Annotated in this window: 1 protein-coding gene; it reads right to left on the bottom strand. The window is 27.8% G+C overall.

The features are described 5' to 3' along the window. Positions 1-607 precede the first annotated feature (607 nt). Positions 608-903, bottom strand: a 296-nt coding sequence (locus tag L988_RS11190) for a helix-turn-helix domain-containing protein (protein ID WP_047384315.1), incomplete at its 5' end; no start/stop codon positions are given.

Raw genomic sequence — 903 nt, 5'->3', positions numbered from 1 at the left:
AAAAAAATTAAAACCTCTAGTTCCAATAAGAAAATGGAATTTATTTAATAGTATAATTTCTACTCTTACAACAGAAGAAGAAATAAAAGAACAATACGAAAAATTAATTAAAGAATCTGTTAAATAATAAAAAGTTATTGATTTTTTAAAATATAAGGTATATAATTTATGTACAAACTAAAAATAATCAATGTTGGAAACTTCATTGTACGGAAAAGAGCTAGAGGTGAGAAACTAGCTCTTTTCTATTTATAAACTCTTTGGAGGTATGATGTCTAATCTTATTGAACAATTTAATGCTTTTTCAATAGAAATTATGAAAATAAAAGAATGTTATTTTTTATATAAGGGGTCCCATCAGGAAAACGCGGAATAACAACGCTAAGGATTTTCCTGACCATTGATGCCCCCTTTATTTTCAATGTATTTCGACCATTTTTCATTCAAAAATTTTCTCAAGTAATCTAATTAGAGTTATTTCCATCTTTCCTTGTATTTATTAGCTTTTTATCTTGCTGCTCCGGAAAACGCGGAATAACAACGTTAAGACCCTCAATTTCATTAAATTTCAAGTTTTTATGAAAATTTAACAACGCTAAGGAATTGTCTAAATTGAATCTAACCCTTTAATTTCAAGGAGTTTTCGATATATCGAAGCTCGAGAAATATTTGTAATTTCACAGATTTGTTTTACTGTCATTTCACCCTCTTGATAAAGTTTTAAAGCGTAATTCATTCCAGCATGATTATTGTGATATTTTTTTACTCTTCCTTTAAATTTACCCTCTCTTTTAGCTATTTCAATACCTTCTCGTTGCCTCATTCTTATTAAATCTCTTTCAAGTTGGTTAACACCCGCCATTATTGTTATTAAAAATTGACTATACGGATTTTCTTCAGATA

It is taken from the genome of Cetobacterium sp. ZWU0022 (assembly GCF_000800875.1).
Lineage (GTDB): Bacteria > Fusobacteriota > Fusobacteriia > Fusobacteriales > Fusobacteriaceae > Cetobacterium_A.
This window is presented reverse-complemented; position numbering and strand designations above follow the sequence as displayed.